General features: G+C 58.7%; 8 protein-coding genes and 2 riboswitches. Of the genes, 5 read left to right on the top strand and 3 right to left on the bottom strand.

Translation table 11 applies throughout. From position 1 onward, the window contains the following. Nucleotides 1–268 precede the first annotated feature (268 nt). From asnB to Q0063_RS12595, 3 genes are all read right to left on the bottom strand, one after another. Complete coding sequence (gene asnB / locus Q0063_RS12605; protein ID WP_297872333.1) at nucleotides 269–1,852, bottom strand: asparagine synthase B; 1,584 nt, start codon at nucleotides 1,850–1,852, stop codon at nucleotides 269–271. 653 nt (nucleotides 1,853–2,505) lie between these two features. After that, nucleotides 2,506–3,174, bottom strand: coding sequence for a CFI-box-CTERM domain-containing protein (locus Q0063_RS12600; protein ID WP_297872332.1), 669 nt, complete (start codon nucleotides 3,172–3,174; stop codon nucleotides 2,506–2,508). Nucleotides 3,175–3,867: 693 nt separating this feature from the next. After that, entirely contained in the window at nucleotides 3,868–4,911 is a 1,044-nt protein-coding gene (locus tag Q0063_RS12595) for a LacI family DNA-binding transcriptional regulator (RefSeq protein ID WP_297872331.1), read from the bottom strand. A 221-nt stretch (nucleotides 4,912–5,132) separates the two neighbouring features. Here Q0063_RS12595 and Q0063_RS12590 point away from each other — a divergent pair, with 221 nt between their 5' ends. From Q0063_RS12590 to Q0063_RS12570, 5 genes are all read left to right on the top strand, one after another. After that, entirely contained in the window at nucleotides 5,133–5,918 is a 786-nt protein-coding gene (locus Q0063_RS12590; RefSeq protein WP_297872330.1) for a hydroxypyruvate isomerase family protein, read from the top strand. Nucleotides 5,919–5,947: 29 nt separating this feature from the next. Then, complete coding sequence (gene iolG, locus Q0063_RS12585; RefSeq protein ID WP_297872329.1) at nucleotides 5,948–6,964, top strand: inositol 2-dehydrogenase; 1,017 nt, start codon at nucleotides 5,948–5,950, stop codon at nucleotides 6,962–6,964. A gap of 680 nt (nucleotides 6,965–7,644) precedes the next feature. Beyond that, a riboswitch (cyclic di-GMP riboswitch) is annotated at nucleotides 7,645–7,766 on the top strand. Nucleotides 7,767–7,936: 170 nt separating this feature from the next. Beyond that, nucleotides 7,937–8,112: riboswitch (cyclic di-GMP riboswitch) on the top strand. A 43-nt stretch (nucleotides 8,113–8,155) separates the two neighbouring features. Next, nucleotides 8,156–13,759 (top strand): doubled motif LPXTG anchor domain-containing protein, encoded by a 5,604-nt coding sequence (locus Q0063_RS12580; RefSeq protein ID WP_297872328.1) that lies wholly within the window; start codon nucleotides 8,156–8,158, stop codon nucleotides 13,757–13,759. A gap of 279 nt (nucleotides 13,760–14,038) precedes the next feature. Then, complete coding sequence (locus Q0063_RS12575; protein WP_297872327.1) at nucleotides 14,039–14,803, top strand: copper homeostasis protein CutC; 765 nt, start codon at nucleotides 14,039–14,041, stop codon at nucleotides 14,801–14,803. Between the two features lie 172 nt (nucleotides 14,804–14,975). Beyond that, nucleotides 14,976–15,645: PIN domain-containing protein (locus tag Q0063_RS12570; RefSeq protein ID WP_297872326.1), on the top strand; the 670-nt coding region annotated here is incomplete at its 3' end.

Below are 15,645 nucleotides of genomic sequence, written 5' to 3'. Positions count from 1 at the left end.
TCCAGGCTGGTGCCCTCGGTGACGCATTTTTTCCATGCGCCGTAGGAGGCGGGGGAGAGGCGCTCCTTCATGGTTTCCTCGTTGAAAACCCGGCTGCCGAAAAGCTCAGGCAGATGCAGAGTGGTGTCCATCATATGTCCTCCTTAAAATTGGAAATGAACGGGTTTAGTCTGGAATTAGGAATTAGGAGTTAGGAGTTAGGAATTGGGAATGATTGAAATGATGGAACAATTCCTAATTTCTCATTCCTCATTCCTAATTTTACCGCTTACTGTCCGCTGGCGCCGTAGTTGCTCAGCACCCGGGCGGAGGGGTCGGAGACGTCGCAGCCTGCCCAGGATTTGTTCGGCATCCAGAAGTCCTGAATCATGGGGGCCTGTCCGGGGTAGTATTTCTCGAAGATGTCCCGGTACAGCAGGCTTTCCTTGGTGAAGGGCGGGCAGTACCCATAGCTCCGCCGCCGGGACTCAAATTCCTCATCGGTATAGGTCTCTTCGGCACAGGCCTTCAAATCGTCCACCATGGAGTGGCCCACGGCGTCGGAGAAGGCGGCCTTCTGCCGCCAGAGAATGGAGTCCGGCAGGAGACGGTCCTTTTCAAAGGCGTGGCGCAGCAGGTATTTGCCGATGCCGTAGGTGTTCAGTTTCATGGACGGGTCCAGGCTCATGACGTATCGGACGAAGTCCAGGTCTCCGAAGGGAACCCGGGCCTCCAGGGAGTTGACGGAGATGCACCGGTCCGCCCGGAGCACGTCGTACATATGAAGCTCGTCAATCCGCTTTTTCGACTCCTGCTGAAAGGCCTCGGCGTCCGGGGCGAAATCGGTGTATTTATAGCCGAAAAGTTCATCGGAAATCTCGCCGGTCAGCAGCACCCGGACGTCCGTCCGCTCATGGATGGCCTTGCAGCACAGATACATGCCCATGCTGGCCCGGACGGTGGTGATGTCCCAGGTGCCCAGCAGGGCGATGACCTCCTCCAGAGAGGCCAGGACCTCCTCCCGGGTCATGTAAATCTCCGTGTGGTCCGCGCCAATATACTCTGCCGCCTCCCGGGCATATTTCAGGTCGATGGCGTCCTTGTCCATGCCGATGGCGAAGGTGCGGATTTTTTTGCCCAGCACGATGGAGCTGATGGCGCAGACCAGACTGGAGTCCAGGCCGCCGGAGAGCAGGAAGCCCAGCGGGGCGTCGGCGTCCAGCCGCTTGTCGACCCCGGCGATGAGCTTCTCGCGGATTTTTTTGCAGGCGGTCTCCAAATCGTCCCGGCAATACGCGTCCACGGCGGTCAAACTGGCGTAGCGGGTAAACTTTCCATCCGCGTAGTAGCACCCCGGCGGGAAGGGGCGGATTTCTTCGCACAGGCCCACCAGGTTTTTCGCCTCGCTGGCGAAGACGATGCCGCCGGCAGAGTCATACCCGTAGAACAGGGGGCGGATGCCGATGGGGTCCCGGGCGGCGACCAGGGAATCGGTCCGGGAATCGTAAATGATTAAGGCAAATTCCGCATCCAGCCCGGCGAACATATCCAGCCCCTGTTCCCAGTACAGGGGGAGCAGGATTTCGCAGTCGCTGCCGCTGCGGAAGGTATAGCCCTGTTCCTCCAGCCGCCGTTTCAGGGCGCGGAAGCCGTAGATTTCGCCGTTGCAGACCAGGCGGTCGTTCCCACGGCGGAAGGGCTGCATCCCCTCCGGGGTCAGATCCATGATGGCCAGCCGGTGGAAGCAGAGCCAGCCCGAGGGGGTTTCCTCAATCCGGGACATGTCGGGGCCCCGGGAGCGGGTGCGGTCAAAATAGGGGGTCAGCTCTGCGCGGGTCAGGGTCTTCCGGGAAAATCCCATAATGGAACACATAATCAACACCTCCGGTTTTCCCGCTCCGCCCTCTGGACGGAGCGTAACAAAAAACGCAGCTATATCCTATTTATTAGGACGAATAGCTGCGATCCGCGGTGCCACCTAATTTACCTTCCCCGTGAGGGGAACGGTCACCTTTCAAGGCTCCATCAAGCCTGTGTGATATAACGGTCACAGCCCGTCGCGCTTACTGACGGCAGTCCGCCGTGTTCAGGTTGCGGCTCCGGAGTGTTCTTTCCCGCGGATTCTTTGTGCGGGGTTTGCACTATCCCCCGCTCACTGGAACGGAACGTCCGCGGTACTTTTCTCCATCAGCGCCTTTGCCAATGCTTGAATTGTTGCTTGCAGTGTATCACCCGGCGCGGACATCTGTCAACGTCAAAACGTACAAAATCCGGCGGAGCCCGGCGGAAAAATTTTTCGGAGACAGAAAAACGGGCGTCCATATGGACGCCCGCCAGCTTGTCGAAAAAGCAGTACAGACTTGGACGACGGAAAGGAAGATAGTATGAAAGAAACCCATCAGGGGTGTCTTTCATGTGCAATCAATAAGTTTTCAGAACTTCCCACGGGTTCTGAAAACTTGCACAGGCTGTCGAAAACACTTTTTCGACAGCCTGACGGGCGTCCGTTGGGACGCCCGCCGGAATTTACCAGGGTCTGTCATTGTACGGGGTGTTTTCCACGCCTTCGCTCTGGAGCCTGTCCACCAGCCGGTCCAGGGGGCCCCGCCAGAGCTTTTGGAACCACCTGGTTTCTCCGAACCAGCGGACCAGCGTGGGACTGACGGCGTAGTAGGTCCGGATGAAGGCCCGGCCATACCAGCTCCCGGCCAGCATATTGTCCCGGAAACGGCGGAGGGTCCAGACCTGGGGGCAGTCATAGGAGCCGTAGACAGCGGTGGCGACGTAGCAGCCGGCGGATTTTGGAGTTTCCTCATATTGGATCTCGCCGCCTTTCAGGGTCTCCTTGCTGCCGTCCATGTACTCGATCTCGATTTTAGTCAGTTCAATTGTGGAAATCGTAGAATTGTACCAGGTATTCTCAAAGGTACAGCTCCCGGTATTTCCGGCATTGATGGGCCCCGTCACTTCAAGATAGGCTTCGCTTCTGCCTCTGGTTGTGCATTTCTGAACGTCCTTGACCCGGTTGTAAGGGACCACTGTAAAGGTCACATATTTGATGTTCTTGTCACTGTCGTTCCTATACCGAAAACGTACGCTGACGCCTCCCGCGCTGTTGGGGCCGGGCTGCCAGACCTCTCCCGATTGGCCAGGAACATATCCCATGTGCCCCGGCGCTACTTCCCGCATGATCATAAAACCGCTTTCCTCCATTCATTCGTTTTCACCGCAGCGGCTCAGGGGGCGAATGGGCCCCCGGCCGCCGGGCGAAAAACAAAAACGCCATGCAGGTCCGGAGCCTACACAGCGCGTGGAGCGGCGTTTTCTTGCCGGCAGAGCGCAGGACTACAAAGGCAAACCGGCACTTGCGTGAAAAGGCGGTTTGTCGTATAATAATCCATGCGGTGCGGGTTCGCCGTTGTGTAGGTAGTGCTAGTACCTGTACAGGCTTGCGGGTGCTGCAACACCCGCAAGCTGCCGCATTTTTGTTTTTCAAGTCGATTATAGCAGGAATGCGGCGTATTTGCAAGATGCTTTCCGAGACATTTTTCGAGACCTTTTTCCGGATCTTTTTGGGGGTTCTCCGCCCCAGCCGAACCTGAAAGGGCAAAAGAAGCGAACAATCCCCTCCGTTTTGAAACGGAGGGGATTGTTGTTGACAGAGCCCCCGGACCGCGTCCCAATGTGACGGTTTTCTGTGCCGGAAGCGGTGAAGGGGGAGCGGTATTTTCTGCCGGTAACCGCTTTCATTACACCAGAGTCCGCCCGGGATGCCAATGTTCGAAGGACCGGGGGAGTGTCCAAACGCGCAAGTTGTCGGGAGGCGGAGCCGCGCCCCTCGGGAAGCCGGTCATTTTGCGGACAGGGACCCGGAACGCAGAGGAGCGGTCAGTCCTCCAGATTCTCCGCGCAGAGAATTTCGATGCGGGGCCGGAGCCGTCCGGATTCCAGGGGCTTTTTTTTGCGCAGATAATCCCTCAGCAACAGAAGGGGAGCGTAACCCTGGCGCGTCAGATCCTGGGGTATCGTAAAGTCCACAGCGCCGGAAGATATGAGCTTCCGGACGCTCTCGTTGATATCATGGCAGACCACATGGACTTTGCCGGTTCTTCCGGCCCGCTGGATGGCGGCGCAGCAGCCGGAAACGCTGAGGTTGGCCATGTAGACCCCCCGCAGGTCCGGCCAGCTCTCCAGGGACTCAGAAACCACTCGAAGGGTCGTCTCATAGTCGTTATAGGTTTCCCGGACAAGAACCTGCTCCATGGGAAAACCCAGCTCGTCCAGCCGTTCCCGGAAGCCGTCCAGCCGCTGGCGGTGGCCGTCGAATTTCAGGTTTCCGGCAGTGGCGAGGATAGGCCCTTTTCCGGAAACACACTTGAACAGCAGCCCGGCGGCCACCCGGCCTGCCTGACGGATATCCTGGCCCACAAAGCACAGCCGCCCGCTCTCCGGCAGGTCCGAATTGAAGGTCACGCAGGGAATTCCTTCTTCCACGCTGGCTGCAATCCAACTTTGAATTGTTGGGTCGTTGACGGCGCAGACCGCAAAGCCTTCCGCTCCCTCCGCCTTCATGGCCTCCAGCAGCTCCACCGCCTCCTGGGGCAGGTCCGTCTCACAGCGGCGGACCAGCACCCGCACCTTGGATTCCTCCAGTTCTTCGCATGCCTGACGGACGCCCTCCGTCACCTCGGTACGGAACTGGCCCTCCCAGTTGGGCAGCAGGACCCCCAGGGTCAGGGGCCGGAGGGCGGCGTCTGCCTGCCGCCGGTAGACCTCCCGGGGGGAGATGTAGCCCAGTTCCCGCATGGCCTCCAGCACCCGACGCCGGACCTCCTCGTTTACATGGGGCCGGTCATTCAGGACCCGGTCCACCGTCCCACGGGAGACCCCCGCCAGCTCCGCCACCATCTGAATTGTCGGCCTGTTCCCCATAGTCAACGCCTCCGATTGTGTGATTGCACAACGCTGCTTTGTATTATATATGGAAACGTATTCCCTGTCAATCCGTAAAAAAATGCGCCCCATTTTTGTACAGTTCTCTAATGTTTAAAAGGGTTTGTCATTTCTTATTGACAAGAGCGTCAGAAGTGCTATTATGTGTTTAACGTCAATATGTGCAAAGCACAATCAAAAGGAAACGAGGAGGATGAAACATGGTCTTTCAGAAATCAGCCTGCATCGAGCCCATGTACAGCGAGCTTCCCTTCCTGGAGCGGTTCCAGGCGGCGAAGCGGGACGGATTTGAGTTTGTGGAGTTCTGGAGCTGGACGGACAAGGACCTGGACGCGGTGAAGGCGGCGGCGGAGAGGGCCGGGATCGGCATCTCCGGCTTCAACGGCGACGCGGACCTGTCCCTCATCGACCCGGAGCAGAGGGAGGATTATCTGGCTTTCCTCCGCCGGTCCGTGGAGGCGGCAAAGAAGGTGGGGGCCCGGTCTGTGACCATCCACTCCAACGGCCTGGGAGACGGCGGGGTGGTCATTGACCACTATGACGGACTCAGCGATACGGTGAAGCTCTGCGCCATGTTCGACACTCTGAAGCAGTGCGCGAAAATCGCGGAGGAGTCCGGTGTCTCCATGAACCTGGAGCCTCTGAACGTCACCACGGACCACGTGGGCAACTTCCTCCGGACCACCCGCATGGCAGCGGAGATGACCCGGCTCATCGGCTCCCCCAGGCTGAAAGTCCTCTACGACGCGTACCATATGCAGCTGAACGAGGGCAGCCTCTGTGACAACATCCGGGCCTATGGGGACCAGTTCGGCCACATCCATGTGGCGGACGCCCCCGGCCGCCATGAACCCGGCACCGGAGAGATCAACTACGCCAATGTGTTGGCCTGCCTGGAGGAAACCGGCTACACCGGCTTGATCGGGTTTGAGCTTATGCCGAAGACCTCCACCGCTGAGGCGGTAAAAGCAATCATGAAACTTTAAATTCAATATCTTAAGAAGGAGAGACGCATATGAAAACCATCAAAATCGGCATCATCGGAGCTGGACGGATCGGTCGTGTCCATGCGGAGAACATCGCCAAATTTGTCCCGGAGATGGAGATCAAAACCATCGCCGACCCCTATATGAGCGCGGAGACCGTGGAGTTCCTTCAGCGCCTGCGCATCCCCAATATCGTCAAGGACGCGGATGTCATCCTGAAGGATCCCGAAATCAAGGCGGTCGTCGTCTGCTCCCCCACGGACCTTCATGCGGAATACTCCATCAAGGTAGCCGAGGCCGGGAAGGACGTGTTCGTGGAGAAGCCGGTGGACTACCGTATCGAGCGGGTGAAGGAGGTCATCGCCGCGGCGAAGAAGAACGGGGTCAGGCTTCAGGTGGGCTTCAACCGCCGCTTTGACCACAACCACCGGGCCGTCTACGAGGCCGTCCGGGCCGGAAAGATCGGCAAGGTGAATCTGGTGAAGATCAGCTCCCGGGACCCCGAGCCCCCCACCATCGACTATGTGAAGGTCTCCGGCGGCATCTTCTATGACATGATGGTCCACGACTTTGACATGGCCCGCTTCCTGGCGGGCTCCGAGGTCACCGAGGTCTTCGCCTACGGCGGCGTCCTGGTGGACCCGGCCATCGGCGAGGCGGGAGACGTGGACACCGCCGTGGTGTCCCTGAAATTCGCCAACGGGGCCATGGGCGTCATAGACAACAGCCGGAAGGCCGTCTATGGCTACGACCAGCGGGTGGAGGTCTTCGGGTCCGAGGGGGCGGTGATGGACGAAAACGACACCCCCCACAACGCCACCTTCTACGGGGCGGATGGAACATCCTCCAGCCCCTGCTATAAAATCATGTGGGACCGGTACACCATGGCCTTCGCCGCCGAGCAGCGGGCCTTTGCCGAGGCGGTCCTGAGCGGCACGGAGACCCAGGTCACCGGCGAGGACGGCCTGGCCCCCATCCTCATCGCTGCCGCCGCCGCCAAGTCCCTCAAGGAGGGGCGGCCTGTCAGGATTTCGGAAATTGAGTAAATATCTATACTATAGCAAGTATCACAATTTCCGACAAACGGGTCGGCCGGGGGCCGGTTCTTACAGAGATGTGTAGGGGCCGCCGCCCCCGGCGGCCCGCTGGCAGCAATGATGAAGGTTGCTATAATCCGGCTGGACAGATGCGCATTTTGTCGAAAAATTCGGAGGAAAATGGTGGTTTTTTACAAGAAAGGAACCGGTCTGTGAGGGCTGGTTCTTCTTTTGCATCCCCGAGTCTTTGACGGAGCCTGAAAAGCCTCCGTCCCAGAAGAACGGCGTCCCGCGGAGTGGAATAATATGGAGGGGCCGGCAGACGGAAAAAGAAAAATCTTCTTGTATTCCTGAATGTGCCGTGCTACAATGAAATGAGAGCTGTGCATGACGCATATCCCTTTGCCTGCGCCATGGGGGAGGCGGGATTCCGCTTTTCCCTCGCGGCTGAAATTGCTGGAATCCAAGACGGTATTTGAAGGCATTTTCGGCTGGCACAGTGATGTCCTGCGTCTGAAAAAGGCGGGAAGGGCATAGAGATTGTCTGTGAAGGGGGGCGGTACATGGTACCTGAAAAACCGGCGGAGCTGAATCCGCCGGAACAATGGGCCTCGCTGCTATGGGCACGACAGACGGCGGGGCAGAGTACAAAAATACGGCAGACCGCAAAACAGAAATCATCCTCAACAACAGCAACCTGGCAAACCGGGGGAAATCCCGGGACGCAAAGCCATAGGGACTAAGGCGTATTCTGAAGTTGAAATGAGATATGTTCAATTTTTTGAGCCGCTATGTCAGCCTGGCCGCTAATTATAAAAGGCAAACCGCTGGAAACGGCGGGACGCAAAGCCAGGGACCTAACGCGCTGCCGGTGCAGATAAGAACGGAAGCGGCTCAGGGGGTACCCCCTGACGGCTTACACTTCCGTGTAAGCCGATTGCATCTGTTCAGCACCGGCGGGGCAATGGCCGCCCAGCCACTGATTATAATTAGCAAACCGCCAGAAATGACGGGACGCAAAGCTATGGGGCCTAATGTCAATTCCGCGCCGGACTTCTTCGGAAGGAAGGCGGGGAAGAACGGGGGCGCGAGGGAAGGCCGTGAGGCCGTTCCGCTCACGCTGAGTCTGTTCCGACGATGGCAGCCCGGCCGCCGGATACTTTGCATCCGAGCATTTTACGCAAAGAAAGGAAGATATGAATGAGTACTTGGAAAAACTTATGCAAACGCGGCTTTGCGGTATTTCTGTCTCTGACACTGTGCCTGAGCCTGATGAATGTCTCCGCGTTTGCGGCGGAGACAGAGGACACCGGCTCTGACGACTCCAGCATCAGCGACACCCAGACCAGCAGCGACACTTCCACTGAGTCCGATGAGGACGACGTCGACACTGACGGCAGCCAGTCCACCGAGGACGGGAACAACGCCGAGAATTCCGACGAGTCCACCGAGGGCGAGAATGACGAGACCCAGACCCCCGCTGAGGGCGAGGACGAGGCCGGCGAGCCCGTTGAGGGCGAAAACGGCGAGACCCAGACCCCCGATGAGGGCGAGGACGATGCCAACAAGCCCGCCGAGGGCGAAAACGGCGAGACCCAGACCCCCGCTGAGGGCGAGGAAGACGCCAGCAAGCCCGCCGAGGGCGAAAACGGCGAGACCCAGACCCCCGATGAGGGCGAGGAAGACGCCAGCAAGCCCGTTGAGGGCGAAAACGGCGAGACCCAGACCCCCGATGAGGGCGAGGACGATGCCAACAAGCCCGCCGAGGGCGAGAACGGCGAGACCCAGACCCCCGATGAGGGCGAGGGCGATGCCAACAAGCCCGTTGAGGGCGAGAACGGCGAGACCCAGACCCCCGATGAGGAGGAGACCTCCGGCGCTCTGGGCGAGTTCCTGAGCAAGATCGAGGCGATTGGCAGCGGCGAGCTGGATATGGACGGCATTCTTTCGGCCATTGACGACTGCCTGAGCAGCTATGAGCAGCTGAGCGAAGAGGAAAAGGCCGCCCTGGCCGAAGCCCGCGACGCGCTGCTGACCTATCAGGGAGAACTCACCGGCGTGCTGCCCGATCCGATTGCCCCTCAGCTGCCCGAGCTTTCCGAGGTTCCCCAGGCTCCCCAGTATTCCGACGCGGTCCAGGCGTTCCTTGACGCGGCGGCTCAGCTGCCCGAAGAGGTCACCGAGGAGAACGTGGAGGAAGTGGGCGCGGCTCTGGAGGCCCTTCTGCCTCTCTATCAGAGCCTGAGCGAGGAAGAGCAGAACCTGGACGTCGTGGTGTCCGCTTATATCCGCGTGATGGCGGTCTATGAGCAGTATACCGGCGTGATGGCGAAGCTGCTGAATGACGAGCCCGAGGCGATGATCGGCGAGGTTGCATACCAGAGCTTTAAGGAAGCCATGATGGCCGTGCAGGACGGCGAGACCGTCGTGCTGCAGAAGGACGTCAACAGCGACGGTATGTATGTGCTTCAGGATGCGAACGACCAAGTCAAGCTGAATTACGCATATACCTCTATCAGCGCCAATGACATCACCGTTGACCTGAACGGTTATACCATTACCGCCACCGGCACTGCCACTCAGTCTGCTGATGCGTACGGTGTTTTCCGTCTGCGGAACGGACGCACGCTGACCCTTTCCGGCAGCGGCGTGATCGACGGTAAGGTAGTCAACAGTACCGGCGGAACGCTGAACCTCAACGGCGGCGTTGAGATCAAGGGACGTTACAATAGCTACACCATTGCCAACTACGGCGATATCAACATCAACGCCCCCATCAGCAAACTGACCGTCACCGCCTATACGGGCAATGTTACGGTTGGTGAGAACGGCTCTGCTGTGAACCTGACGGTTAACATGCCCGCTCCTACCAGCAAAAACAGCAATTGGGAGCGGTCCTTGACTGTGAACGGCCCGGTGACGAACCTGACCGTTGATCAGAAGACGGCGCATTCTATGTACGACGACCGGATCACCCATGCTGTTCTGACAGTCAACGCTCCGGTGGAGACGCTGAAGCTGACTCAGGGCCAGGCGGGCGGCTCTTACCGTGCCGACCTCTGGAACAAGGCCTATATCAACGCCCCTGTGGGGACCATGACTGTGAGCCAGTATAACAAGGTGTCCGAATTGTATCTTACCAGTACAGTGGATACTCTGGACCTGACACTGGGCGGGGCCAAGGATGCAGACAATGTCTATACCACAATTGAGGCGCCGACGACCCAGGTGGGCCCGGGTTTCCAGGCTGGACAGCTCAACTTTGCCCGGCTGAATCTGGTGAACTTTATGGGTCAGAAGATCAAGGATGATTACGCCAACCCCATGACCGAGGTTAGGGATGTAGTTCTGGTTACCGGCATGGACGGCCACGAGATCACTGCCGATCAGGTAGGCGCCACTGCCTGGGGCATGGGCAATACCAGTTCCGGCCTGGGCGGCGGCTCCCTGGAGTATACCGATCCTGCCAGCGGCATCAAGGCCAACTACAAGTATCTGACCACCGCTCAGGTCATCGACGGCAAAATCGTCCTGCACAAAACTGTTCTGACGGGCATTCCCAAGGTTGTCTATCTGAACGGCTCGAAGGGCAAGGACACCAACGACGGTTCGACCAGTACCAAGGCGGTCAAGACCTTTGCCAAGGCTGTGGAGCTTCTGGGAACAGAAGATGGCCTGAAAACCATCTATGTGACTGGCACCGTGACCATTTCCAAGGACGAGGCGTGGGCTCTGGCCGGCAGTGTCAACGGCACCGTGAAGCGCTACAGCACGTTTAAATCCGGCGCTCTGATCAACGTTAAGAGCGGGAGCCTGACCCTGAGCAACATCATCATTGACGGCGGCAAGGAAGAGAATGTCTCTGCGTCCTCTCCCCTGGTGACTGTCCAGGCCGGCGCGGCTCTGACCGTCAATGAGGGCGCTGTGCTGCAGAACAATGCCAACACCGGCAGTGTCCGCGGCGGCGCTATCAACAACAAGGGTGCGCTGACCATTAACGGCGGACTGATTCAGAACAACAGCACAGTTGAGTCCGGCGGCGGCATCTACAGCACCGGCCACATCGCCATGAACGGCGGCGAAATCTCCAGCAACAAGTCCACCGCGTGGAGCGGCGCCGCGAACAGCAAGAGCACCGGCGGCGGCATTTGCCTGGGCCCGAAGGGCACCATGGATATGACGGACGGCACCATTGCCAACAACGCTACCGTGGGCTTTCTGGCATACGGCGGCGGCATTGCTCTGGGCGATTGCGCAAACCGTACCGGTATGAAGCTGAACATGTCCGGCGGCACGATCAAGGGCAACCGGGCTACCGGAAACGGCGGCGGCATTGCTGTCTGGACCGGCGGCGAGGCTGAGATCACGGGCGGCTATATCGTTGAGAACAACTGCAACTATAACACCGCCAACTGGACTCTGAGCTACTTTGGCGGCGGCGGCATCTACGTCAACAAGGGCGCGACTCTGACCCTGAAAACGGTTGAGGTGACCGGTAATAAGGCCTCTACCGGTAAGGGAATTGCTTGCTGCCCCACGTCCAATATGCGGTTCTTTGTCAAGAACGGCGGCGTGTTCTACGGGAACGGCTCCTCGATTTGGCTGTCTACCAGTACCGGCGGACAAAATCTGGTGCCTGTCAGCATTACCAATTACACGCTCAACGGCTATAAGTATAATTGGACAGATGGCGACGGCAACCCGGTTGATGTGGAAAAACTGAATTGCGTCATTCCCAAAGGAAGCGGCCTTGGCCTGAACAGTGGTCTGACGGACGCTCAGGGCAGGGATGCGGCCAGCTATTGCGACTTGCATATCACCGGCAATATCAGCGGCAAGTGGAATGGCAGCCTTCCCGGCGGCGGCATCGGCTGCAACGGCACTCTGATCATCGGCGAGGACACCAGCGGCCTGGCTCTGGAAAAGAAGGTGGAAGGCGGCGCGAAGGTCACGGATGAGACGTTCGACTTCACCATCGCTTTCACAACCGGCGACGGAAACGCCTATGACGGTTCTGTCACCATGTGGAAGGACGGCGCGGCGAGGACGGAATCCCTTGTGGACGGCGAGCTGAAGCTGACCTTGAAGAAGGACGGCTACGTGCTGTTCCAGGATCTCCCGGTAGGTCTGACTTACACCATCACCGAGGGCGCCAACAACGCCGATGTGGTTGTAATCGGCCGCACCACAGTTACTGATCTGGATAATCTGGACAGCTATCAGAATCCTACCATCAAGTGGGATAACGTGCCTGGCGCCACGATTACGGGCGGCGTTGTGGACGGTCTCGACGAGGTCGTTTACACCAACGTCTATGACTCCATCGGCCTGACCATCAAGAAGGTTGTGGAAAGTGAGAACGAGGCCGATAAGGCCATGAAGTTCCCCTTTGAGATCAAACTTCTGAATCAGAACGGTGAACTCTACTATGCTACCAACGCGACTGAGGGTGAAGACGACCTCATTGGTCTGCCTGTCAGCTTTGAGTATACCCTGTATACCGATGGCGAGGAGACTGAAAAGGACCGTCTGAACTTCAACACCAGTGTGGCATCCTTCGAGCTTGCGCACAATCAGTCTATTGTAATCAAGAAGCTGCCTGTCGGCGCAACCGCTCTGGTGACAGAGCTGGATACGGGCCGCGTGGGCTTCTGGACAATGGTTGATTTCAACGGCGAACCCACCATGAGCAATGTTGTCGGTGTTCAGACCGGCGCAGGTGAGAATCAGGTTGTGACCTTTACCAACCACCGTTATGCTCCCGGCGAGCTTCCCATCCCCTTTGCGAAGCAGGTAACCGGCAATCCCTCTGAGACTCCTGCTTTCCGGTTCACTCTGACAGCTGACGGGAACAACGACACCACTGGCTATGTGCTTCCTGCGGACACGACTGTGACCCTGGAGAACATTTCCAGCAGTATGAGCGGCAACGGTGCGTTCAACATCAAGTTTGTCAAGGCCGGAACCTATCGGTTCACCATTGCGGAGGATACCTCCAATGTGGGCGAGGGCTGGACCTACGACACCGCGAAGTGGACCGTTACCGTCACGGTGACGGAAAGCGAAATCGTTAAGATTGACGCTGTGACCCAGGAAGAGACCGTCAGCAACGGGCTCGTGGCTGAAATCACTTCTGTCGAAAAGGACGGCGCTGCTCAGGATAAGGACACGGGCATCGTGTTCACCAATGCCTATGAGCAGCCGAAGCCCCTGGACGGCAGCCTGACCATCACCAAGGTGATCCGCGGCGGCGGCAGCGAGGCTCAGAACAAGACCTATACCTTCACTGTGACCGGTCCCGACGGCTACAACCGTACCGTGACCATCACCGGCGAGGGCAGCGTGACCCTGAGCCCCCTGACTCCCGGCGTGTACACCGTGACTGAGGACCGTGCGGGCGCTGTGATCAGCGGCTACACCCTGACCATTTCCGGCAGCGGTTCCAGTGCTGAGGTTGTGGCCGGCGGCAGTGCGGATGTCACCATCACCAACACCTATACCACCCCCGGCGATCCGGGCGATCCTGAGGACCCTGAGGAGCCCGAAGATCCTGAGACTCCCACTCCTCCCCCCACTCCCGAGATTCCCGATGAGGAAGTTCCTCTGACGGATATTCCCGAGGAGGAGGTTCCTCTGGCCGAAATTCCCGAGGAGCTGGAGATTCCCGAGGAAGAAGTGCCCCTGGCGGACGTGCCTGAGACCGGCGACCTGAGCGGAAACTGGATGATGGCGATGCTCATGGGTGCTTTGGGTATGATTTGGATGGCTCTGACCGGCAAGAAACGGTCGGAAGAGGAGGGCTGAGCGGCTTGCGTTCCCGTTTGGGGACGTGAAATGCGAAACCTCTGAGCACCGGGCCCGGACATTTGTCCGGGCCCGGTGCTTTTTTGACGGAGCCGGACCGCTGCCCCCGGCGGCTGACATGGGTTTTTTCGAGTCTCGTGCCTGCCTCAACCCTGCTTTTTAACATCAATTGTGTATTTGAAGGCTTCTTTTCCCCGTATCCTCTCGACTTTACCGGCGAATTGTGATATACTACACAATACATGGAAGAGAGACGCCATGTGAAAGGGAGGAGCTGCCATGAATGAACCCCTGATCGAGGGCTGCGTGGATTCCTGGGCGTCCGCCATGGCGGCGGCTCGGGCCGGCGCAGACCGTCTGGAGCTGTGCGCCAACTTGTCCATTGGCGGCACGACCCCCTCGCCGGCGCTGTTCCGGCAGGTACGGCGGGACTGCGCCGCCAGAATCAATGTACTGATCCGGCCCCGGTTTGGAGATTTCCTCTACTCAGAGGCGGAAGCGGAGGAAATGCGCGAGGAAATCCGCATGTTTCGGGACCTGGGAGCGGACGGCGTGGTGATTGGGGCTCTGAGGCCGGACGGGACGCTGGACATGGAAAGCATGAAACGGCTGATAGACTGTGCCGGGACCATGGAGATTACCCTCCACCGGGCCTTTGACATGACCCGTGACCCTGGGGAGGCTCTGGAGGACGCGGTCCGGCTGGGCTGCCGCACCATTCTGACCTCCGGACAGGCGGAAAGTGCGCTGGCGGGACGGGAGGTTCTGAGGGCCGTGTTTCGTCAGGCGGCGGGCCGGCTGGACATTATGGCAGGCAGCGGGGTGCGGAAAGAGCAGATCCGGACCCTCTATGACACCGTCGGCATCCGGGTGTTTCACACCACCGGGCGCAAGGGACCGCTGGACAGCGGCATGGTCTACCGGAAGCCCGGCGTGTCCATGGGTCTGCCGTCACTGAGTGAATACGAGCTTTGGCAGACAGACGAGGCGGAATTCCGGGAATGCGCCCGCATTGTCCATGGCCTGGGCGGAGCGGCGGAGTAAGCTGCGCTGTCAATTTGAATATGATTTCCGAATTAAAAATTCGGAAGTCATACATTTGATTTGAGCCGTTTTGCTCGCCGCCGTAAGCGGCGCCAACCGCAAAACATGGCACAGATGACTTCCGACCTTTCAGTTCGGAAGTCATATTACAAAAGCAAAAAGGAATGATGCTATGAAAATGATTTTTCTTGTAGACGGAGACAACAACATCGGTACCGGCCTGAAGGGCGTGGAAATGCTTTCGGAACAGGATACCGTTATGATTTTTTACCAGAAGGGCGGATTGTCCCCCAGCAGAATTCAAAAGCTCTGCGGGCAGTCCAAGGCCAGAATCCAGCTGATTGAAAGCATCCGGGGCGGCAAGAACGCCGTGGATTTCCAGATCATCACGGAGCTGGGGGTATTGATCGGCCAGAGGGAAGCGGATTACGCCTATGTCATCAGCCAGGATAAGGGCTATGCCGCTTCCATTGACGCCCTGCGGGCCCGCTATGCCGAGGCCTTTCAGGAGGTTTCCCTCCGCCCCTCCATCGAGGACTGTCTCAGCCTGCCCTTTGTCCTGCGGGCACAGGATCGCCATGCCCTCTGCAATGCCCTGGTGAAGGAATACGGCGAGGCCCAGGGACTGGGGCTGTACAACCACCTCAAGCAGCTCTTTCAGGGCCTGGAGCGCGGCAGGAGCCAGGGGAGAAGGGACCAGACGGAGCGAATCGAAGCCGAGAGGAAGGAACAGAGCGAACGCGAGGGAAAGGCGCGCAGCGAACGTGAGGGGAAGGAACGAAGTGAGCGCGAAAAGAAGGAGCGGAGCGAACGCGAAAAGAAGGAGCGGAGCGAACGCGAAA

It is taken from the genome of uncultured Oscillibacter sp., from assembly GCF_947654275.1.
In the GTDB taxonomy this organism is placed as follows: Bacteria; Bacillota; Clostridia; order Oscillospirales; family Oscillospiraceae; genus Oscillibacter.
Note: the sequence above shows the minus strand (reverse complement) of the source record. Positions and strands in the feature narration are given on the sequence as shown.

What these genes read in the sequence shown, in the direction of transcription:
- asnB (WP_297872333.1), bottom strand. Translation starts at nt 1,852, where the DNA reads ATGTGTTCCATTATGGGATTTTCCCGGAAGACCCTGACCCGCGCAGAG.
- Q0063_RS12600 (WP_297872332.1), bottom strand. Translation starts at nt 3,174, where the DNA reads ATGATCATGCGGGAAGTAGCGCCGGGGCACATGGGATATGTTCCTGGC.
- Q0063_RS12595 (WP_297872331.1), bottom strand. Translation starts at nt 4,911, where the DNA reads ATGGGGAACAGGCCGACAATTCAGATGGTGGCGGAGCTGGCGGGGGTC.
- Q0063_RS12590 (WP_297872330.1), top strand. Translation starts at nt 5,133, where the DNA reads ATGGTCTTTCAGAAATCAGCCTGCATCGAGCCCATGTACAGCGAGCTT.
- iolG (WP_297872329.1), top strand. Translation starts at nt 5,948, where the DNA reads ATGAAAACCATCAAAATCGGCATCATCGGAGCTGGACGGATCGGTCGT.
- Q0063_RS12580 (WP_297872328.1), top strand. Translation starts at nt 8,156, where the DNA reads ATGAGTACTTGGAAAAACTTATGCAAACGCGGCTTTGCGGTATTTCTG.
- Q0063_RS12575 (WP_297872327.1), top strand. Translation starts at nt 14,039, where the DNA reads ATGAATGAACCCCTGATCGAGGGCTGCGTGGATTCCTGGGCGTCCGCC.